General features: G+C 52.8%; 16 protein-coding genes and 1 pseudogene. 13 read left to right on the top strand and 4 right to left on the bottom strand.

The window, feature by feature from the left end:
• The 4 genes and pseudogenes from QLG09_RS14765 to QLG09_RS14750 form a co-directional block, all read left to right on the top strand.
• Positions 1-65, top strand: a pseudogene (locus tag QLG09_RS14765) (dimethyl sulfoxide reductase subunit B); the annotation flags it as partial.
• 1 nt (position 66) lies between these two features.
• Positions 67-930 (top strand): dimethyl sulfoxide reductase anchor subunit family protein, encoded by an 864-nt coding sequence (locus QLG09_RS14760; RefSeq protein ID WP_014169375.1) that lies wholly within the window; start codon positions 67-69, stop codon positions 928-930.
• Positions 931-1,204: 274 nt separating this feature from the next.
• Complete coding sequence (locus QLG09_RS14755) at positions 1,205-2,353, top strand: MFS transporter (protein WP_014169376.1); 1,149 nt, start codon at positions 1,205-1,207, stop codon at positions 2,351-2,353.
• 123 nt (positions 2,354-2,476) lie between these two features.
• The gene (locus QLG09_RS14750) at positions 2,477-2,998 is read left to right on the top strand and encodes an anti-virulence regulator CigR family protein (protein WP_020884824.1); all 522 of its coding nucleotides are present in this window, start codon (positions 2,477-2,479) and stop codon (positions 2,996-2,998) included.
• Positions 2,999-3,032: 34 nt separating this feature from the next.
• Here QLG09_RS14750 and pflA read toward each other — a convergent pair whose 3' ends face one another.
• The 4 genes from pflA to ycaO form a co-directional block, all read right to left on the bottom strand.
• Positions 3,033-3,773 (bottom strand): pyruvate formate lyase 1-activating protein, encoded by a 741-nt coding sequence (gene pflA / locus QLG09_RS14745; RefSeq protein ID WP_020884823.1) that lies wholly within the window; start codon positions 3,771-3,773, stop codon positions 3,033-3,035.
• A 204-nt stretch (positions 3,774-3,977) separates the two neighbouring features.
• The gene (pflB, locus tag QLG09_RS14740; protein ID WP_014169380.1) at positions 3,978-6,260 is read right to left on the bottom strand and encodes a formate C-acetyltransferase; all 2,283 of its coding nucleotides are present in this window, start codon (positions 6,258-6,260) and stop codon (positions 3,978-3,980) included.
• A gap of 51 nt (positions 6,261-6,311) precedes the next feature.
• The gene (focA, locus tag QLG09_RS14735) at positions 6,312-7,169 is read right to left on the bottom strand and encodes a formate transporter FocA (RefSeq protein ID WP_025204555.1); all 858 of its coding nucleotides are present in this window, start codon (positions 7,167-7,169) and stop codon (positions 6,312-6,314) included.
• Positions 7,170-7,575: 406 nt separating this feature from the next.
• Positions 7,576-9,336 carry a 30S ribosomal protein S12 methylthiotransferase accessory factor YcaO gene (ycaO, locus tag QLG09_RS14730; RefSeq protein ID WP_032677795.1) on the bottom strand — a complete coding sequence of 587 codons (1,761 nt, stop codon included), beginning with the start codon at positions 9,334-9,336 and terminating at the stop codon, positions 7,576-7,578.
• 127 nt (positions 9,337-9,463) lie between these two features.
• On the opposite strand from ycaO, the gene QLG09_RS14725 reads away from it, so the two are divergent.
• The 9 genes from QLG09_RS14725 (at position 9,464) to lpxK (ending at position 21,179) form a co-directional block, all read left to right on the top strand.
• Complete coding sequence (locus QLG09_RS14725; protein ID WP_020884820.1) at positions 9,464-10,156, top strand: DUF421 domain-containing protein; 693 nt, start codon at positions 9,464-9,466, stop codon at positions 10,154-10,156.
• 162 nt (positions 10,157-10,318) lie between these two features.
• Positions 10,319-11,407 carry a 3-phosphoserine/phosphohydroxythreonine transaminase gene (gene serC / locus QLG09_RS14720; RefSeq protein ID WP_044866179.1) on the top strand — a complete coding sequence of 363 codons (1,089 nt, stop codon included), beginning with the start codon at positions 10,319-10,321 and terminating at the stop codon, positions 11,405-11,407.
• 69 nt (positions 11,408-11,476) lie between these two features.
• Positions 11,477-12,760 carry a 3-phosphoshikimate 1-carboxyvinyltransferase gene (gene aroA, locus QLG09_RS14715; RefSeq protein ID WP_282489019.1) on the top strand — a complete coding sequence of 428 codons (1,284 nt, stop codon included), beginning with the start codon at positions 11,477-11,479 and terminating at the stop codon, positions 12,758-12,760.
• A gap of 253 nt (positions 12,761-13,013) precedes the next feature.
• The gene (gene cmk / locus QLG09_RS14710) at positions 13,014-13,697 is read left to right on the top strand and encodes a (d)CMP kinase (RefSeq protein WP_014169386.1); all 684 of its coding nucleotides are present in this window, start codon (positions 13,014-13,016) and stop codon (positions 13,695-13,697) included.
• 110 nt (positions 13,698-13,807) lie between these two features.
• Positions 13,808-15,481, top strand: a complete 1,674-nt coding sequence (gene rpsA, locus QLG09_RS14705; RefSeq protein WP_014169387.1) for a 30S ribosomal protein S1 — start codon at positions 13,808-13,810, stop codon at positions 15,479-15,481.
• 171 nt (positions 15,482-15,652) lie between these two features.
• Positions 15,653-15,940 (top strand): integration host factor subunit beta, encoded by a 288-nt coding sequence (gene ihfB / locus QLG09_RS14700; protein ID WP_008499965.1) that lies wholly within the window; start codon positions 15,653-15,655, stop codon positions 15,938-15,940.
• Between the two features lie 215 nt (positions 15,941-16,155).
• Positions 16,156-18,420, top strand: a complete 2,265-nt coding sequence (locus QLG09_RS14695) for a ComEC family protein (protein WP_126488745.1) — start codon at positions 16,156-16,158, stop codon at positions 18,418-18,420.
• A gap of 36 nt (positions 18,421-18,456) precedes the next feature.
• Positions 18,457-20,205: a lipid A ABC transporter ATP-binding protein/permease MsbA gene (gene msbA / locus QLG09_RS14690; RefSeq protein ID WP_020884816.1), complete on the top strand. Its 1,749-nt coding sequence runs from the start codon at positions 18,457-18,459 to the stop codon at positions 20,203-20,205.
• Complete coding sequence (gene lpxK / locus QLG09_RS14685) at positions 20,202-21,179, top strand: tetraacyldisaccharide 4'-kinase (protein ID WP_079231212.1); 978 nt, start codon at positions 20,202-20,204, stop codon at positions 21,177-21,179. Before msbA ends, lpxK begins: the two co-directional genes overlap by 4 nt.
• The last annotated feature ends 16 nt before the right edge of the window (positions 21,180-21,195 follow it).

Raw genomic sequence — 21,195 nt, 5'->3', positions numbered from 1 at the left:
CTAACGCCAACAGCCGCCCGACAGGGGATACCACCGGCTACCTGGCAAACCCGAAGGAGGTGTGAGATGGGAAGTGGATGGCATGAATGGCCGCTGATGATCTTCACGGTCTTTGGGCAGTGTGTGGCGGGCGGTTTTATTGTCCTCGCGCTGGCGCTGCTGAAAGGGAATCTCACTGCTGAGCAACAACAACGTTTAGTGTTGAGTATGTTTGGCCTGTGGGTGCTGATGGGAATTGGCTTTATTGCCTCTACGCTGCACCTCGGCTCGCCAATGCGCGCGTTCAACTCCCTGAACCGGGTGGGCGCGTCATCACTCAGTAATGAAATCGCCAGCGGGGCGATCTTCTTTGCTGTGGGTGGGCTGGGTTGGCTGCTGGCAGCACTGAAGAAATTGCCGGCAGGGCTGCGCAGCGTGTGGCTGATTGTCACGATGGTGCTGGGCGTTGTGTTTGTATGGATGATGGTGCGGGTCTATAACACCATCGACACCGTGCCGACCTGGTACAGCATCTGGACGCCGATGAGCTTCTTCCTGACGCTGTTTATTGGTGGGCCGCTTCTTGGTTTCATGCTGCTGCGCGTCGCGGGTGTTGACGGTTGGGCGATGCGTTTGCTGCCTGTCGTTTCACTGCTGGCGCTGGTGGTGAGCGCAGTCGTCACCCTGATGCAGGGCGCGGAGCTGGCAACCATTCACAGCTCTGTTCAGCAGGCGTCTGCCCTGGTGCCGGCATACGGCTCGCTGATGGCCTGGCGCGTGGTACTGCTGGTGGCGGCACTAGTGTGCTGGATTGTGCCTCAGCTTAAGGGGTATCAACCCGCGCTGCCGCTCCTGTCACTGGCTTTTGTGCTGGTCCTCGCAGGTGAACTGATCGGCCGCGGTGTGTTCTACGGTTTGCATATGACCGTGGGTATGGCCGTCGCCAGTTAACGTTGCAGTGGGTGAGATAAAGCCGGGACGGAGCGCCCGGCTTTTTTTATTTTAATCATGAAATTTTTCGACTGACGTTTTGTTTTCACTTCGGGCATTAATAAATAAAAACAGATACATAATTCATATCTATAGCAGGCGTTGCATTAGCAGGATAAGTTTTTTAAATCGACAGGGAACATATCGTGCGTGGCGGTGAAATCAGTGGATTGACTTTGTTTTTGCCAGTGGCATGATGCGCACGAAATCTGAACTTCCTCACGGTTTTTAATCCATGACCATCTATACCCGGCCAGTGCTTTTATTGCTCTGTGGCCTGCTTCTGCTGACCCTGGCGATCGCAGTGTTAAATACGCTCGTCCCGCTGTGGCTCGCCCATGAAAACTTACCGACCTGGCAGGTGGGTATGGTCAGCTCGTCCTTTTTTACCGGCAACCTGCTGGGTACGCTGGTTACAGGAAGCCTGATTAAACGCTTTGGTTTTAACCGCAGCTATTATCTGGCCTCGCTGCTCTTCGCTGTCGGATGTGCCGGGCTGGGCCTGATGGTCGGCTTCTGGAGCTGGATGGTATGGCGCTTTATCGCCGGAGTGGGTTGCGCGATGATTTGGGTGGTGGTTGAAAGCGCGCTGATGTGCAGCGGCACGTCACGTAACCGCGGACGCCTGCTGGCAGCCTATATGATGGTTTATTACATCGGTACCGTGCTTGGTCAACTGATGGTGAGCAAACTGCCAACCGACCTGATGAGCGTTCTGCCGTGGGTGACGGGAATGGTGCTGGCGGCAATCCTGCCGCTGCTCTTTACGCGCATTGTGAACCAGAACAGCGAACACCAGGAAGCAACCCACGTCTGGCCAATGCTGAGACTGCGTCAGGCGCGCCTTGGCGTTAACGGCTGTATTATCTCCGGAATTGTGCTTGGTTCACTGTATGGCCTGATGCCGCTTTATCTGAACCATCAGGGCGTCAGCGATTCCGGGATCGGTTTCTGGATGGCGGTGATGGTGAGTGCGGGGATTGTCGGTCAGTGGCCGATTGGACGCCTGGCCGATCGCTTTGGTCGCCTGCTGGTGCTGCGTGTTCAGGTTTTTGTGGTGATCATGGGCTGTCTCGCCATGCTCAGCAATGCGGCGATGGCGCCTGCGCTGTTTATTCTGGGTGCCGCAGGTTTTACGCTCTATCCGGTCGCGATGGCCTGGGCCTGTGAGAAAGTTGAACACCACCAGTTAGTGGCAATGAACCAGGCGTTGTTACTGAGCTATACCATCGGCAGCCTGCTGGGACCGACCTTTACCGCGATGCTGATGCAGAATTACTCCGACAATTTGCTGTTTATTATGATCGCCAGCGTATCGTTTATTTATCTCTTAATGCTGCTGCGCAAAGTGGGAGAACACCCGACGCCTGTGGCGCATGCCTGATTAATAAAAAGCCAGTCGATGACTGGCTTTTTTGTCCCCATCACATATAAGACTTTTACGTATTGTTTGTTTATTGCACCAGGCGATAATTCAGGTGAGTTATATCACTAAAAGGCAACAATCATGTCTACTCGTCGTTTTACCACTACCGCTCTGGCAGTAGTGTTGTCTTTAACGTTTGCTGCAGCTCCGGTCATGGCTAACCCGGGTAACGGGAATGGCAGTGGTCACGGGAACAGTGGCGGACAAGGTAATGGCGGCAGTCACGGCAATTCCGGTAGTCATGGCAACGGAAATTCCGGTACCCACGGTAATAAACAAAATAACGGACAGGAAAATCCAGGTAAATCGAATAAAAGCGTCAGTGACGATGTCGACGCCCGTGTGAGCTTCGATCATGCCCGTCACCTGGCACTCAATTACGGCTTAACAGGTTATGAGTCACTGCCTCCGGGTATTGCGAAAAACCTTGCACGCGGTAAACCGCTCCCTCCGGGCATTGCGAAGAAAACCGTGCCGGCTTCTATGCTGGGCCAGCTTCCTTCCTATCCTGGCTATGAATGGCGTGTCGTCGGTGACGATCTGGTCTTAATTGCGCTGAGTACTGCGGTTGTGACCACCATTATTAATGGCGTCTTCAGATAATATAAAAAAGGCCCGGTTCTCACCGGGCCTTTTCTTAATACATTACCTTGTGGCCGTACTGTTCAAGAATACCTTTCACGCGTTCCATCGTCTCTTTCTTCGGCGGCTTAACGCCATCGAGTTTATATTCTTCGCCCATGGCGACCCACTTGTGTTTACCCAGTTCGTGGTAGGGCAGAAGCTCAATTTTCTCAACGTTGCCCATATCGCGGGTAAATTCTCCCAGCCGATGCGCGGAATCGTCATCATCTGACCAGCCAGGTACAACAACATAGCGGATCCAGGTTTTGATGCCTTTCCCGGAGATGTATTTGGCGAACTCCAGCGTACGGTGGTTGGAAACACCCACCAGATTCTGGTGGATCTCATCGTTCATCTGTTTGAGATCGAGCATCACCAGGTCGGTGACGTCGAGCAGTTCATCAATGACCGGATCGTAGCGGCGGACAAAACCGTTTGTATCGAGACAGGTATGAATGCCTTCTTTGCGACAGGCGCGGAACCAGTCGCGCACGAATTCGGCTTGCAGAATGGCTTCACCGCCGGAAGCGGTTACGCCGCCGCCGGATGCGTTCATAAAGTGACGATAGGTCACCACCTCTTTCATCAGTTCTTCGACGGTCACTTCTTTGCCGCCGTGCGTATCCCAGGTGTCACGGTTATGGCAGTACAGGCAGCGCATCAGGCAGCCCTGGAAAAAAGTGATAAAGCGGATACCCGGGCCATCGACAGTGCCACAGGATTCAAAGGAGTGAATGCGACCAATAATTGACATTGCGGTGATATCTCCAGCATCGGCCCGTCCGGGGCCTGTGTATGCACAGCTCAAAACCGGCTGTGTTTAAGTCTGTTTTGGCTGTTATCCATAGAGTATAGATAGCGGACAAAAGAGACTGTGATGGAGAGAGTGTTAAAAAGGCCCCACGTATGTGGAGCCTTTATTGTACGCCTTTTAACGCGTGATTTCAGTCAATTCCACTTACATGGACTGAGTGAAAGTACGGGTGATAACGTCCTGCTGCTGTTCTTTCGTCAGGGAGTTAAAACGTACTGCGTAGCCGGATACACGGATGGTCAGCTGAGGATATTTCTCAGGGTGTTCCATCGCATCAAGCAGCATTTCACGGTTCATTACGTTCACGTTCAGGTGCTGACCACCTTCAATGGACGCTTCGTGGTGGAAGTAACCATCCATCAGACCCGCGAGGTTAGTTTTACGTACTTCGTCGTCTTTACCCAGCGCATTCGGCACGATAGAGAAGGTGTAAGAGATACCATCTTTCGCGTAAGCAAACGGCAGTTTAGCAACGGAGGTCAGAGAGGCAACAGCACCTTTCTGGTCACGACCGTGCATTGGGTTAGCACCTGGGCCGAATGGCGCACCTGCGCGACGACCGTCTGGGGTGTTACCGGTTTTCTTACCATACACAACGTTAGACGTGATGGTCAGAACAGACTGAGTCGGGATAGCGTTACGGTAAGTGGTCAGTTTCTGAATTTTCTTCATGAAACGTTCAACCAGGTCAACCGCCATGTCATCAACGCGAGAGTCGTTGTTACCAAACTGCGGATATTCGCCTTCGATTTCGAAGTCAACAGCCAGACCGTCTTCGTCACGAATTGGTTTAACTTTCGCATATTTGATTGCAGACAGGGAGTCAGCCGCAACGGACAGACCTGCGATACCACACGCCATGGTGCGGATAACGTCACGGTCGTGCAGCGCCATCAGAGAGGCTTCGTAGCTGTACTTGTCGTGCATGTAGTGGATAACGTTCAGGGCAGTGACGTACTGTTTAGCCAGCCAGTCCATGAAGTGATCCATACGCTCCATGACTTCATCGAAGTTCAGAACGTCGCCTTTGATTGGTTCAGACTTAGGACCAACCTGCATTTTCAGTTTTTCATCAACGCCGCCGTTGATTGCGTACAGCATGGTTTTCGCCAGGTTTGCACGCGCACCGAAGAACTGCATTTGTTTACCAACAACCATTGGGCTTACGCAGCATGCGATAGCATAGTCATCGTTGTTGAAGTCCGGACGCATCAGGTCATCGTTCTCGTACTGCAGAGAAGAGGTGTCGATGGACACTTTAGCGGCGAATTTCTTGAAGTTCAGAGGCAGTTTTTCAGACCACAGAACGGTGATGTTCGGTTCCGGAGAAGGACCCATGGTGTACAGGGTGTTCAGGAAGCGGAAGCTGTTTTTGGTAACCAGAGTACGGCCATCAACACCCATACCACCGATAGATTCCGTTGCCCAGATTGGGTCACCAGAGAACAGCTCATCGTATTCAGGGGTACGCAGGAAGCGAACCATACGCAGTTTCATGACCAGGTGGTCAATCATTTCCTGAGCGTCTTGCTCGGTGATTTTGCCCGCTTTCATATCACGTTCGATGTAAGCATCCAGGAAGGTGGATACACGACCGAAGGACATTGCTGCACCGTTCTGAGACTTAACAGCGGCCAGGTAGCCGAAGTAGGTCCACTGGATAGCTTCCTGAGCGTTGGTTGCAGGACCAGAGATATCGCAGCCATATTTAGCCGCCATTTCTTTGATCTGACCCAGCGCGCGATGCTGTTCAGCGATTTCTTCACGCAGACGGATAGTCGCTTCCAGGTTTACACCGTTTTCCAGATCAGACTGCAGGGAAACAAACTGCGCGTATTTGTCTTTCATCAGGAAGTCGATACCGTACAGCGCAACGCGACGGTAGTCACCGATGATACGGCCACGGCCATAGGCATCTGGCAGACCAGTCAGAACGCCAGATTTACGGCAGTTCAGAATGTCTTTGGTGTAAACATCGAATACACCCTGGTTGTGGGTTTTGCGGTATTCGGTGAAGATTTTTTTCAGCATTGGGTCCAGCTCGCGGTTATACGCTTTGCAGGAACCTTCAACCATTTTGATACCACCGAACGGGATGATCGCACGTTTCAGTGGTGCTTCAGTCTGCAGACCAACGATTTTCTCAAGGGCTTTGTTAATGTAGCCAGCATCGTGAGAAGTGATGGTAGAAGCAACGGAGGTGTCAAAATCAACTGGCGCGTGAGTGCGGTTTTCCAGTTTTACGCCTTCCATTACGCTGTCCCACAGCTTGGTGGTCGCGTCAGTTGCACCAGCCAGGAAGGATTCGTCACCTTCATACGGGGTATAGTTTTTCTGAATGAAGTCACGTACGTTTACTTCATTCTGCCAGTCACCTTTCGCAAAACCTTCCCAGGCTGTGGCTAACTTTTCATTAAGCTCGGACATGTAACACCTACCTTCTTAAGTGGATTTTTTATTTACTGCCTGAGATAACCATCAATGATGGTCGTCGCCACGCAGGTAAATGACCCAGTATGTCAACCCAACTAACAGACCCCCACCGATAATGTTCCCGATAGTGACAGGGATCAGGTTATCAGTAATGAAATTCATAATAGTCAGGTGAGAGAAACTTTCCGGGGTTGAACCAACAGCAGTCCAGAACTCCGGGCTTGCAAAGTTGCGGATTACAATTCCCATTGGGATCATAAACATGTTCGCAATACTGTGCTCGAAGCCGCTGGCAACAAACATCGCAACCGGCAGAACCATAATCATGGCTTTATCCATCAGGCTACGACCCGAGTAGCTCATCCAGACAGCCAGGCAGACCATCAGGTTAGCGAGGATGCCGAGAGCAACGGCTTCGATAAATGTGTGGTGCATTTTGTGGTCTGCAGTCTGCAGGACGTTGAGTCCCCAGCCACCGTTGGCGGTCATATACTCGCCAGAGAGCCACATCAACAGAACAAAGAGCAGACAGCCAATCAGGTTGCCAACATAGACATTAAGCCAGTTGCGCGCCAGTTGACCCCAGGTAATTCTTCCGCTGGCTTTTGCCACGACAATCAACACTGTAGAAGTGAAGAGGTCGGCGCCGCAGATGACGCAAAGAATCAGTCCCAGTGAGAAGCAAATACCGCCAATCAGTTTCGCCATGCCGAAAGGCATCGCGGCAGTACCGGTGGTGGCAGTGATGTAGAAGACAAACGCGATAGAGATGAACACACCAGCCGTGATCGCCAGATAGAACGTCTTCATCGGGTGTTTCGTTGCTTTATAGACACCCGCTTCTTCGGCAACTTTGGCCATAGCAGCTGGGAGTAAAAGATCAAAAGGGTTGTCAGCTTTCACACTAACTCTCTCTTTATTAAGTCGGCGACGAGATACTAACAAAGCATTATAGAAGAGAAATTGATATAGATCATATCTCGCCTGGCTTATAGGCCCGCAATGTGTATGGATTTACAGCAAAAGCGGAGTAAGTATTTGATTATCCGTATAAAAATAAATTTTAAAAGTTATGAAAAGAGTTGAATTATTTCTTTCGGCCACCTCTGCAACAGTTAATTAATATGGAGTAATTACCATAAAAAGTAACAGTAAAGCCTAGGTAAATATTATTATATTTACCCATATTTAACTTTATTATTACAATCAACAGTCATTGCCGAAAAAAATAAAAAACGGGGCAATGAAATTGCCCCGTAATATAGCCCAGACGATTGAATACGCCTACAGCTGATAATGTTATATGCGCTTATTTTGACCAGTAAGCGGATTTCGCCTTCTGCAATTTTTCATACGCTTTCAGCAGAGACTGATGTGCCGGGAAGGCTTTCAGGTCGCTATCCACAGCCTGAAGACCGTAGAACGGCGCTTCACCGCTCAGTGCTGCGCTGGCGGCTTCAACGGCGTCAGCACCGTACATGCGAACAAACGCATTCAGGTATTGCAGCGGCTGACGATCTTCTTCCTGCGCGAGAAGCAGCAGGGTTTGCAGGCAGCGATAGTAGTTAGTGCGCTCGGCAGAGAAGACAGACTGGTTAAACTCCATAGTCCACTCGGTCCAGGCCAGAGCCTGATCCAGATCGCCACCAGCCAGTGCCAGCATTGCTTTCAGCTCACCGATACGCAGGGTATACCAGCCGTTATCTTTACCGGTCGCCAGACCCAGCAGCTCGCGTACGCGGGTGAAGTCATCATGGCCTTCCTCGTCCAGTTGCGCGATCAGGTTCAGGTAATCTTCTTTTTCCCATTCGCTGCCCGGCAAGGCCAGCAGGGTTTCACGCAGGTGCGCGCCCATGCTGTTGTTCGCCAGCCACAGATCTTCTGCCGGATAGATGTCGGACATGCCCGGCACCAGAATGCGGCAGGCGTACACGCCAAGGTGTTCGTAGTCAGCGATGTAGACTTCTTTATCTTCCGCCTTAAAGATAGCCATCAGCGTGGCGAACTCTTCTTCGGTGGTACCTGCAAAGCTCCAGTCGACGAACGGATAGTCCGCGTCCTGCTTAAACAGATCCCAGGAGATCAAACCGCTGGAGTCGATGAAGTGGGTTTCAAGGTTGGTATGCTCGGCCACTTCTTCATCGTCAAAGGTCGGTGGCGTAAACACGTCCAGATCTTTCAGGCCACGGCCCTGCAGTAATTCGGTGACGGTACGCTCCAGCGCCACGCCAAAGTCAGGGTGCGCGCCGAAAGAGGCGAAGCAGGTTCCGTTTTCAGGGTTAAACAGCACCACACAGATAACCGGGTATTTACCGCCCAGTGAGCCGTCATAGGCAAAGATTGGGAAACCTTCCGCTTCCAGCCTGGCGATGGATTCCACCACGCCCGGGTAGCGCGCCAGCACGTCAGCCGGAATTTCAGGCAGGCTGATGGATTCGGCAATGATGCGGTTTTTAATGTGGCGTTCGAAGACTTCAGACAGCCCCTGTACGCGCGCTTCATTACGGGTATTACCGGCAGACATACCGTTGGACACGTACAGGTTGCCAACGATGTTCATCGGGATATAGACGGTCTGTTCATCAGACTGACGCGTGAACGGCAGGGCGCAGATACCACGATCCTCATTGCCGGACTGCAGATCGATCAGCATGCTGGCGGTCAGTTCGTTTTCCGGATCGTAAAACGCACGCAGACGCGCGTCGAGAATGCCTTCCGGCAGCGCGTCGTCTTCAGGCAGCGGGAACCATTTTTCGTTCGGATAGTGCACAAACGGGCCGTTGGCGATGGTTTCACCCAGCCAGAAATCGGCGAAGAAATAGTTGGTCGACAGACGTTCAAAATACTCACCCAGCGCAGAGGCCAGTGCCGCTTTTTTTGTCGCGCCTTTACCATTGGTAAAGCACAGGGCACACTCTTTATCGCGAATATGCACGGACCAGACATGAGGCACCGGGTTGAGCCAGGAGGCTTCTTCGATATTAAAGCCCAGGTCGGTCAGTTTCTGCTGGAAGCGAGCGATGGAATCTTCCAGAGCGGCGTCTTTGCCGGGGATAAACGTTTGAGTCATGGCGTTCACTTTTATCGTACGTAAAGCGCGCAATGATACGGGTTTTGCGTGACAGGTGCTATCTTCGGCGAAAATAAAAGACTCGACTATGCTTACAGACAGTAACTTACTGTTAAGGCATAGAAAAATGAAAGCATTTGATCTCCAGCGGATGGCGTTTGATAAAGTTCCTCCCGAATTTTTGGGCGAAGTGGCCCTGCGCAGCCTGTATACCTTTGTATTGGTCTTCCTGTTTCTCAAAATCACCGGGCGGCGTGGCGTCCGGCAGATGTCCCTCTTTGAGGTGCTGATTATTCTGACGCTGGGTTCAGCGGCGGGGGATGTCGCCTTTTACGACGATGTGCCGATGGTGCCGGTTTTTATCGTTTTTGTCTCACTGGCGCTACTTTACCGGCTTGTCATGTGGCTGATGTCGAAAAGTGAAAAGCTGGAAGATCTTCTCGAAGGGAAGCCGGTGGTTATTGTCGAGAACGGGCGGCTGGCATGGGAAAATGTACAGAGTGCCAACATGACCGAGTTCGAGTTTTTTATGGAACTGCGTCTGAATAGCGTTGAACAACTCGGGCAGGTGCGGCTGGCAATCATGGAAACGAACGGACAAATCAGCGTCTATTACTATGCTGACGACGAGGTGAAGCCGGGGCTCTGTATTCTGCCGGATATGCTTATTGAGCGTTTCACGACCGTGCCTGAGTCAGGCGAATATGCCTGTATAAGATGTAGCCATGTTGTGGCGATGCAGCCGGGCGATCATCAATTATGTCCCCGCTGTACAAATCCGGAATGGACGAAGGTTAGCCGGGCCAAACGCCTTACCTGACAGCCATATTGTCGGTTTTGCCGCAGTGAGGTGGCAGATTGTATTGTGTGACGCGGGACACATTTCACCGGTCATAAGTTTTAGACATTGCGGCGCGTGTCACTGAATGATAAAACCGATATCCACAGTTATAACTTATTGCTTTTAGCGTGGTGAGGGGAAATGGCTCAAGTCTTTAATTTCAGTTCAGGTCCGGCGATGTTGCCGGCAGACGTGCTTAAACAGGCTCAACAGGAACTTTGTGACTGGAACGGTCTGGGTACGTCGGTGATGGAAATCAGCCACCGTGGTAAAGAGTTTATTCAGGTGGCGGAAGAGGCAGAAAAGGATTTTCGCGATCTGCTGAACATTCCCTCAAACTACAAAGTTTTGTTCTGCCACGGTGGTGGCCGCGGTCAGTTTGCTGGCGTCCCGCTGAATATCCTCGGCGACAAAACCACGGCAGACTACGTTGATGCGGGTTACTGGGCGGCAAGTGCGGTCAAAGAAGCCAAAAAGTACTGCTCGCCAAATGTTATCGACGCCAAAATTACCGTTGATGGCCTGCGTGCCGTGAAGCCGATGAGCGAATGGCAGCTCTCTGATAACGCTGCGTACCTGCACTATTGCCCAAATGAAACCATCGACGGGATTGCCATCGACGAGACCCCGAACTTCGGTAAAGACGTGGTGGTTGCAGCCGATTTCTCCTCTACCATTTTGTCCGCGCCAATTGACGTCAGCCGCTACGGTGTTATCTATGCGGGTGCGCAGAAAAATATCGGCCCGGCGGGTTTGACGATCGTCATCGTGCGCGAAGATTTGCTGGGTAAAGCCCATCAGTCTTGCCCGTCTATTCTGGATTATACGGTCCTCAACGATAACGACTCCATGTTCAACACCCCCCCTACGTTTGCCTGGTACCTCTCTGGCCTGGTCTTTAAATGGCTCAAGCAAAACGGCGGCGTGGCGCAGATGGACAAAATCAATCAGCAGAAAGCCGACCTGCTGTATGGCGTGATCGATAAGAGCGATTTCTACCGTAACGATGTCTCGAAAGCTAATCGTTCTCGTATGAATGTGCCGTTCCAGCTGGCGGACAGCAACCTGGATAAAGTCTTCCTTGAAGAGTCCTTCGCTGCAGGCCTGCATGCGCTGAAAGGCCACCGTGTTGTAGGCGGTATGCGTGCCTCTATCTATAACGCGATGCCGCTGGAAGGGGTTAAAACCCTGACCGATTTCATGATCGACTTCGAACGTCGCCACGGTTAATTACGCTGTTTTTCACCCCCGTAGCCCTGCTGCGGGGTTTTTATTATGTTGAGTTGAGAGTTAAGTTTCATGGAATCCCTGACGTTACAACCTATCGCGCGGGTAGATGGCACCATTAATCTGCCTGGTTCAAAAAGTGTCTCGAACCGCGCTCTGCTGCTGGCAGCTCTGGCAAACGGCACCACCGTCCTCACAAACCTGCTGGACAGCGATGACGTGCGCCATATGCTCAATGCGCTGAAAGCGTTGGGAGTTCATTACACGCTGTCTGACGACCGCACCCGCTGTGAAGTGACCGGCAACGGCGGCGCGTTACGCTCGGCTGAAGAGCGTGAACTGTTTCTGGGTAATGCGGGGACGGCGATGCGCCCGCTGGCGGCGGCCCTGTGCCTGGGCAGCAACAATATTGTGCTGACCGGTGAGCCACGCATGAAAGAGCGTCCCATTGGCCATCTGGTGGATGCCCTTCGCCAGGGCGGCGCGCAGATTGAGTATCTGGAGCAGGAAAATTACCCGTCTCTGCGTCTGCGCGGTGGTTTCAATGGCGGTAACGTCGAGGTGGATGGCAGCGTCTCCAGCCAGTTCCTGACGGCTCTGCTGATGACTGCGCCGCTGGCACCACAGGATACGGTCATCACCATCAAAGGCGACCTGGTCTCTAAACCGTACATTGATATTACGCTGCACCTGATGAAAACCTTTGGGGTTGAGGTGGAAAACCGCGCTTATCAGCAATTCGTGGTTCGCGGTGCGCAGCAGTACCAGTCTCCGGGTCATTACCTTGTGGAAGGTGATGCTTCTTCTGCCTCCTATTTCCTGGCGGCAGGGGCGATTAAGGGCGGTACGGTGAAAGTGACCGGCATTGGCCGTAACAGCGTTCAGGGCGATATCCGTTTTGCTGACGTGCTGGAAAAAATGGGCGCCACGATTACCTGGGGCGATGATTTCATCTCCTGCACCCATGGCGAGCTGAACGCTATCGATATGGACATGAACCATATCCCGGATGCGGCGATGACCATTGCCACGGCGGCGCTCTTCGCAAAAGGCACCACGACGTTGCGTAACATTTACAACTGGCGCGTAAAAGAGACCGACCGTCTGTTCGCGATGGCGACCGAACTGCGTAAAGTGGGCGCCGAAGTGGAGGAGGGCGAAGACTACATCCGCGTCACGCCTCCGGCAAAACTGCAATTTGCGGAAATCGGCACCTATAACGATCACCGCATGGCAATGTGCTTCTCGCTGGTGGCGCTCTCCGATACGCCTGTGACCATTCTCGACCCGAAATGTACGGCGAAAACCTTCCCGGACTACTTCGAGCAATTGGCGCGTATCAGTACCCCTGCCTGATTTGCCTTCGCGCCAGCCTCTGTGCTGGCGCGCTTACACCGTTCCCACTCATTGACGTGATGATCTACACTTCTGAAGATGTGCGCCTGCCGCCGGCAAGCAACGCGAACGATGTAGAAGTATCATTGCGCAATAATTCTTCATCTAAATACCTGTAATTCGCGTTTTTGCACACAACGTTAACGATTGTGGGCATTGGCGCGTATAATGCGCGGCGTTTACGTTAACGGTATGCCTGTTTAAGGAGATAAAGATGACGGCAATTGCCCCGGTCATAACCATTGATGGCCCAAGCGGTGCAGGAAAGGGCACCTTGTGCAAGGCAATGGCGGAAGCATTGCAATGGCATCTGCTGGACTCTGGTGCTATTTACCGCGTGTTAGCGCTTGCGGCGCTGCATCACCATGTTGATGTGGCCTCCGAAGACGCGCTGGTTCCGCTGGCTACCCATCTTGATGTTCGCTTTATCTCAACCAACGGAAATCTGGAAGTGATTCTCGAAGGTGAAGATGTCAGCGGTGAAATTCGGACTCAGGACGTGGCGAATGCCGCTTCACAGGTTGCCGCTTTCCCGCGCGTGCGTGAAGCACTGCTGCGCCGTCAACGCGCCTTCCGCGAACTGCCTGGCCTGATCGCTGACGGGCGTGACATGGGAACCGTTGTCTTCCCTGATGCGCCAGTGAAAATTTTCCTCGACGCCTCCTCGGAAGAACGGGCTCAACGCCGCATGCTTCAGTTGCAGGAAAAGGGGTTTAGTGTTAACTTTGATCGCCTTTTGTCCGAGATAAAAGAGCGCGATGACCGCGATCGTAACCGCGCCGTCGCCCCACTTGTTCCTGCAGAAGATGCATTAGTTCTGGATTCAACCAGTTTAACTATTGAGCAAGTGATTGAAAAAGCGCTACAATATGCGCGCCAAAAACTGGCACTCGCGTAATTGCGAACGATTTAGCAGTACCCCCGCTGCAATGGATTGACGGCGGGTATGTGAAACAACCCCATCCGGCACGGAGCCAGGTGGACGTTATATTAACCTGAAGATTAAACATGACTGAATCTTTTGCTCAACTATTTGAAGAATCCTTAAAAACAATCGAAACCCGTCCGGGTTCCATCGTTCGTGGTGTTGTTGTTGCTATCGACAAAGACGTAGTACTGGTTGACGCCGGTCTGAAATCTGAGTCCGCCATTCCGGCAGAGCAGTTCAAAAACGCCCAGGGCGAGCTGGAAATCCAGGTTGGTGACGAAGTTGACGTTGCTCTGGATGCAGTAGAAGACGGCTTCGGCGAAACCCTGCTTTCCCGTGAAAAAGCTAAACGTCACGAAGCTTGGATCACGCTGGAAAAAGCTTACGAAGAAGCTGAAACTGTGGTCGGTGTTATCAACGGCAAAGTTAAAGGTGGCTTCACTGTTGAGCTGAATGGTATTCGTGCGTTCCTGCCAGGTTCTCTGGTAGACGTTCGTCCAGTCCGTGACACCCTGCACCTCGAAGGCAAAGAGCTTGAGTTCAAAGTAATCAAGCTGGACCAGAAGCGTAACAACGTTGTTGTATCCCGTCGTGCCGTTATCGAATCCGAAAACAGCGCAGAACGCGATCAGCTGCTGGAAAACCTGCAGGAAGGCATGGAAGTCAAAGGTATCGTTAAGAACCTCACTGACTACGGCGCATTCGTTGACCTGGGCGGCGTTGATGGCCTGCTGCACATCACCGACATGGCGTGGAAACGCGTTAAGCACCCAAGCGAAATCGTGAACGTGGGCGACGAAATCACTGTTAAAGTGCTGAAGTTCGACCGCGAGCGTACTCGTGTATCCCTCGGCCTGAAACAGCTGGGCGAAGATCCATGGGTAGCTATCGCTAAGCGTTACCCAGAAGGTACTAAACTGACTGGTCGCGTTACCAACCTGACTGACTACGGCTGCTTCGTTGAAATCGAAGAAGGCGTTGAAGGCCTGGTGCACGTTTCCGAAATGGACTGGACCAACAAAAACATCCACCCATCCAAAGTTGTTAACGTTGGTGATGTAGTGGAAGTTATGGTTCTGGATATCGACGAAGAACGTCGTCGTATCTCCCTGGGCCTGAAACAGTGCAAAAACAACCCATGGCAGCAGTTCGCGGAAACCCACAACAAGGGTGACCGTGTTGAAGGTAAAATCAAGTCTATCACTGACTTCGGTATCTTCATCGGCCTGGACGGCGGCATCGATGGCCTGGTTCACCTGTCTGACATCTCCTGGAACGTTGCAGGCGAAGAAGCAGTTCGTGAATACAAAAAAGGCGACGAAATCGCTGCAGTTGTTCTGCAGGTTGACGCAGAGCGTGAACGTATCTCCCTGGGCGTTAAACAGCTCGCAGAAGATCCGTTCAACAACTGGGTTGCACTGAACAAGAAAGGCGCAATCGTAAACGGTAAAGTCACTGCAGTTGACGCTAAAGGCGCAACCGTAGAACTGGCTGACGGCGTTGAAGGTTACCTGCGCGCTTCTGAAGCTTCACGTGACCGCGTTGAAGATGCCACTCTGGTTCTGAACGTTGGTGACGACGTTGAAGCTAAGTTCACCGGTGTTGACCGTAAGAACCGTGCAATCAGCCTGTCTGTTCGTGCTAAAGACGAAGCTGATGAGAAAGATGCAATCGCAACTGTTAACAAACAGGAAGATGCAAACTTCTCTAACAACGCAATGGCTGAAGCTTTCAAAGCAGCTAAAGGCGAGTAATATCAGGTTGTCCGCATCATTTTGAGCTGTAACGCATTTACAGCGAGAAGGATGAGGAGCAAACTTGACAGATTAGAGGATTCGTCCTGTAATCAATAACAAAGGGCGGCTACGGCCGCCCTTGTTTAATGAGCTGTTCAGCTAATTGGTTTGAAAGGAACCGGAGGAATCATGACCAAGTCAGAATTGATTGAAAGACTTGCCAGTCAGCAACCGCATATCCCTGCGAAAGCAGTGGAGGATGCCGTAAAAGAGATGCTGGAGCATATGGCCTCCACTCTTGCCCAGGGCGAGCGCATTGAAATCCGCGGTTTCGGTAGTTTTTCTCTGCACTATCGTGCTCCACGTACCGGGCGTAACCCGAAAACTGGCGATAAAGTCGAACTGGAAGGTAAGTACGTTCCACACTTTAAGCCGGGTAAAGAACTGCGCGATCGCGCCAACATTTACGGCAACTGAGTTTAGCCATCAGCGCTAAACTGGGTTCGAAAGAAAGCACCTGCGGGTGCTTTTTTTGTGCCTGTCGCTTTTATTCTGAAGATGCCGCGCAATTTTCCTTTTGTTTTCTGCAAACGGATAAAAATGCTTCAGCGCCCGCTGTAAACCGCGTTTCTTCTGGCTGACGACTCACCCTGCCTGCTTCCATACTGTCACCCTCAAACAGGGAGGTAGTAATGGGCATTCCCGCGATAAGTCTTTGCGCCATTCTGGCGATCGTGCCGTTACTCTGGTTACCCGTCCTGCCTGAACGTCATACCGTGTGGGTAATGATAGCCGGTGGGATAGCGCTGGCCGCCCAGCGACACAACGTCCTGAAGTATATGGGGATCATGGTGTTATTTTGTGTCTGGGGTCTTCTTGCTGCGCAGGAAAGCGTCTGGCCGATGCAACATTTAACGACGGGAGCAGTGCAGGCAGAGATAGAAATCACGGCCACCGATGGTGCAACAATGCATCAGGGCAACATTCTGCGTGTCGATGGTCAACGCTGGTGGGCATCCACGGGCGTGACGCTGTATGGCAATTACCTGCCGCAAAAGGTGTGTGCCGGTCAGCGCTGGGCTATGACGCTCAGGCTCCGGCCTGTGCATGGCGAGCTAAACGACGGGGGATATGATCCCCAGCGAAGCGCCTTTGCCCGACACCAGACGCTCAGCGGACGTTTCACGCAGGCGAAAATCGTCGATGAAAACTGCAGCTTGCGTGCTCAGTACCTGATGTCACTGCAACACCGGCTTTCTGCTTTTCACTGGGGCGCGGTTATGCTTGGGCTGGGGATGGGAGAACGTCTGGAGGTGCCCCGGGAAATTAAAGATCTGATGCGCGACACCGGCACGCTGCACCTGATGGCAATTTCGGGTCTGCATATTGCGCTGGCCGCATCCATCGTCTGGTTACTTGCGCGTGGGCTTCAGTTCTTGATGCCGGGCCACTGGATCCACTGGCAGATTCCTCTCCTGGCCGGGTTGTTCTTTGCCGCTTTCTACGCCTGGCTTACCGGGCTGCAACCGCCCGCATTGCGAACGGTTATCGCACTTGCCGTGCTGGCGGCATTGCGCATTGGCGCCCGTCAGTGGTCTCCCTGGCAGGTGTGGTGTTGCTGTATCGCGGCAATCCTGATAAGCGATCCCTTAGCCGTGCTTTCTCAAAGTCTGGCCCTTTCAGCTTTTGCCGTCGCCGCGCTGATTTTCTGGTTTCAGTGGCTGCCTCTTCCTCGCGGGCACCGGGTTCGCTGGTTACAGCCTTTTCTGAATCTGCTCTATCTGCAAACCGGCATGTTGCTTCTGCTTATGCCATTACAGGTGCTGATTTTTCATGGGTTTAGCCTCTCTTCCCTGGTGGCTAATCTCTTTGCCGTCCCCCTGGTCACTTTTGTCTGCGTACCGCTGATCCTGGCCGGAATGTTGCTTCATCTGTTGCCGCTGACGGCGCTGGAAAGTGCCCTCTGGCTTGCAGCCGATAAATCCCTGGGGGGGTTGTTCTGGATGCTGATGCGCCTGCCGGATGGCTGGCAGAATGTAGATGAACGGTGGCAATACCTGACGTTATTGCCCTGGCTTGCCATTATCGGCTGGCGCTTTCATGCCTGGAAATCCGTTCCTGCAGTGTGTCTGGCAGGGAGTGTCTTACTGGCATTTCCACTCTGGCGAACGGTGAGAAGTGAGGGCTGGACACTGCATATGCTGGATGTGGGGCAGGGACTGGCGGTGGTCATTGAACGCCACGGTAAAGCCCTTCTTTATGATACCGGGCTCGCCTGGCCGGGTGGTGATAGTGCCCGGCAGTTAATCATTCCGTGGCTACGCTGGCACCATTTGCAACCAGAAGGCGTCATCCTCAGTCATGAGCATCTCGACCATGCGGGCGGCCTGGCGACGCTGCAAAAAACATGGCCCACGTTATGGATAAGAAGCCCGTTAGATCGGGCGGAACATCGGCCTTGTTTTCGCGGGCAGAGATGGATATGGGAGGGGTTAACCTTCACCGTCCACTGGCCACCTGCGGGCTATTCCGAAAGGGGGAACAATCGCTCCTGCGTGGTAAAAATCGACGATGGTGAGCAGAGTGCATTGCTTACGGGGGATATTGAAGCGCAAGCGGAACAGACTATGCTTAGCCATTACTGGCGTCATCTGGCGTCCACTGTGATACAGGTACCCCATCATGGCAGCAATACGTCTTCATCATTGCCACTGGTGCAGCGGGTAGAGGGGAGGATCGCGCTCGATTCTGCGGCCCGCTATAACGCATGGCATTTTCCGTCGGCAAAAGTTATCAGACGTTATCGAAAAGAGGGCTATATCTGGCACGATACCCCCCATTCTGGACAAATATCGGTGACATTCTCGCAACATCGATGGCAAATACAGCGCGTACGTGATGAATATTTACCGCGTTGGTATCATCAGTGGTTTGGCGCGCCCGGAGATAACGGGTAGAATATGCGGCTATTTCAACAGATGCTGGTTTTTTGAATGCATAACGACAAAGATCTCTCCACGTGGCAAACCTTCCGCCGACTCTGGCCGATGATTGCACCTTTTAAAGCAGGCTTGATCGTGGCGGGTGTAGCGTTAGTCCTCAACGCAGCCAGCGATACGTTTATGTTATCGCTTCTCAAACCGTTACTGGATGACGGTTTTGGTAAAACAGATCGCTCAGTGCTGATATGGATGCCACTGGTGGTTATTGGACTGATGATCTTACGCGGTATCACCAGCTACATTTCGAGCTACTGTATCTCCTGGGTTTCCGGGAAAGTCGTTATGACCATGCGCCGTCGGCTGTTTGGCCACATGATGGGCATGCCAGTAGCGTTCTTTGATAAGCAGTCTACCGGTACCTTGCTCTCACGTATTACCTACGACTCCGAGCAGGTGGCATCATCGTCGTCCAACGCGCTGATTACCGTGGTGCGTGAGGGTGCATCGATTATCGGTCTGTTCATCATGATGTTCTATTACAGCTGGCAGCTGTCACTGATCCTTATCGTGCTGGCACCGGTTGTCTCTATTGCTATTCGCGTCGTTTCAAAGCGTTTTCGCAACATCAGTAAGAATATGCAGAACACGATGGGTCAGGTTACGACCAGCGCTGAGCAGATGCTGAAAGGGCATAAAGAGGTGTTGATTTTCGGCGGGCAGGAAGTCGAAACCAAACGCTTTGATAAAGTCAGCAACAAAATGCGTCTGCAGGGGATGAAAATGGTTTCGGCCTCTTCAATTTCTGACCCTATCATCCAGTTGATCGCTTCTCTGGCGCTGGCCTTTGTTCTGTATGCGGCCAGCTTCCCGAGCGTGATGGAGACGCTGACGGCAGGTACCATCACCGTGGTCTTCTCATCGATGATTGCCCTGATGCGTCCGCTGAAATCACTGACGAACGTCAACGCTCAGTTCCAGCGCGGGATGGCTGCCTGCCAGACCCTGTTCAGCATTCTGGATACCGAACAGGAGAAAGATGAAGGTAAACGCGAGATTGAACGCGCCCACGGCGATGTTGAATTCCGCAATGTGACTTTCACCTATCCTGGCCGCGAAACGCCGGCTTTGCGTAATATCAACCTGTCCATTCCCGCGGGTAAAACCGTTGCGCTGGTAGGCCGCTCTGGCTCAGGTAAATCCACCATCGCCAGCCTGATCACCCGTTTCTATGATATCGACGAGGGTGAAATCCTGCTGGATGGCCATGACCTGCGGGAGTATACCCTGCAGTCGCTGCGTAACCAGGTGGCGCTGGTCTCCCAGAATGTGCATCTCTTCAACGATACGGTGGCAAATAACATTGCCTATGCGCGTACAGAAGAGTACAGCCGTGCGGAGATTGAAAAGGCCGCTCGTATGGCCTATGCGATGGACTTTATCAACAAGATGGATAACGGTCTGGATACCATTATCGGTGAGAACGGTGTACTGCTCTCCGGTGGCCAGCGCCAGCGTATCGCCATTGCTCGTGCGCTGTTACGTGATAGCCCGATTCTGATTCTGGATGAAGCAACCTCTGCGCTGGATACGGAATCTGAACGTGCCATTCAGTCGGCGCTGGATGAGCTACAAAAGAACCGTACATCGCTGGTGATTGCGCACCGTCTGTCGACTATCGAGCAGGCTGACGAAATCGTCGTTGTTGAAGATGGCGTGATTGTCGAACGCGGAAGCCACTCTGATTTGCTGGCGCACCGCGGCGTTTACGCCCAACTGCATAAGATGCAATTCGGCGAATGATTGCACGCATCTGGTCCGGTGAATCACCGCTGTGGCTGCTGCTTCTGCCGCTTTCCTGGCTTTATGGCCTGGTGAGCGGCCTCATTCGTCTGCTTTACCGTCTGGGGTTGAAGCAAGCATGGCGCGCGCCGGTGCCGGTTGTCGTGGTGGGTAACCTGACGGCTGGCGGCAACGGTAAAACACCGGTGGTGATCTGGCTGGTGGAGCAACTGCAAAAACGCGGTATACGCCCAGGCGTGGTATCGCGTGGGTATGGCGGAAAAGCGGCGCAGTATCCCCTGTTGCTGACGGCGGAAACTACGACCGCTGAAGCGGGTGATGAGCCAGTATTGATATACCAGCGTACAGGTGCACCTGTTGCGGTTTCCCCGGTACGCAGTGATGCCGTTCAGGCACTTCTTGCCGAACACACGGTAGACATTATTATTACTGACGATGGTCTGCAGCATTACGCGCTGGCGCGTGATAAAGAGATTGTGGTCATTGACGGGGTTCGCCGGTTCGGTAACGGCTGGTGGCTACCCGCCGGACCAATGCGCGAACGTGCTTCGCGTCTCAGGTCCGTTGATGCGGTGATTGTTAACGGTGGAGAGGCCAAACCGGGTGAGATCCCTATGCATCTCAGGCCGGGAATGGCGGTGAATCTGTTGACCGGAGAGCGCCGTGCTGTCTCCTTGTTACCCGCGCTGGTGGCCATGGCGGGTATCGGTCATCCTCCGCGTTTCTTCGCGACGCTGGAACAGTGTGGCGCCCGGCTTGAAAAACGCGTTCCGCTGGCCGATCATCAGGCGCTGGTGCCAGATCGGGTCGCGGCCCTGACAGCTCCGGGGCAGACGCTAATCATGACTGAAAAAGATGCGGTGAAATGCCGTGCCTTTGCGAAGGATAACTGGTGGTATCTGCCGGTTGACGCTGAACTCAGCGGTGAGCAACCGGAACAATTGCTCAAGGAACTGATTGCGTTAGTGCAGTAATGGCTTACGCGGTTCT

The organism is Enterobacter sp. V89_11 (assembly GCF_029967775.1).
In the GTDB taxonomy this organism is placed as follows: domain Bacteria; phylum Pseudomonadota; class Gammaproteobacteria; order Enterobacterales; family Enterobacteriaceae; genus Enterobacter; species Enterobacter ludwigii.
Note: the sequence above shows the minus strand (reverse complement) of the source record. Positions and strands in the feature narration are given on the sequence as shown.